1 protein-coding gene is annotated in these 645 nt (G+C 55.7%); it reads left to right on the top strand.

The genetic code is table 11. The features are described 5' to 3' along the window. The first annotated feature begins 107 nt into the window (after positions 1 to 107). Positions 108 to 278, top strand: coding sequence for a hypothetical protein (locus tag ACOCD2_RS24595; protein WP_293815979.1), 171 nt, complete (start codon positions 108 to 110; stop codon positions 276 to 278). Positions 279 to 645 lie beyond the last annotated feature (367 nt).

Here is a 645-nt window from a genome sequence, read left to right as displayed (position 1 = left end):
CAGCGCCAGCTCTACACCGGATACTTGCCAGGGACTCTTGATTCCCAGTATCTGGGCATATAGGTCTTTGTCTCTCATAGGGGATTACGATAATCTACCCACTCCATTTGGGGAAGAGCCACTTTGTTTTCCCTCTGGCGCAAGGCACGCCGGGAAAACAGTGCGGCCTCGCGGCTACTGGGGTCTACCAGCCTTCGCTTCGCTCTCCATGGCTGGCAGCGTGCGCAATACGCTTGGGCGTGTATTTTCTCCCATACTTTCGCGGTCTACCTCGTTGACCTTTCTTGCGTTTCGGCGGTTCATCGTACAACCGGGTATCAATCCGAACCTGACCGATTCGAACCCACGAGCCAACATGGACTCGATAAATATCCGCCGCATGTACCAACTATCTACAAGAACACGCACCTTGCGTCCATCGAGCAAACGGTATACGGCCCGTATCAGGGTTTTGGCCGCCACCCGTTTTCCCGTGTTACTGATACCAGGAACCAGGCGGGTCAACAAGGGCAAGGCCACCGGCCGTTTCTCTCGCCTGATCACCCAGGCCAGGCTGACCCAGCATTGGCCTCTTACATATTGCGCCAAATTCGGCTTGTTGCCATGCTGATGATGAATCTGGCTCCCCGGCGCCTTCTTCGAGGC

Source organism: Thiolapillus sp. (assembly GCF_048562965.1).
Taxonomy (GTDB): domain Bacteria; phylum Pseudomonadota; class Gammaproteobacteria; order Chromatiales; family Chromatiaceae; genus Thiolapillus; species Thiolapillus brandeum_A.
Note: the sequence above shows the minus strand (reverse complement) of the source record. Positions and strands in the feature narration are given on the sequence as shown.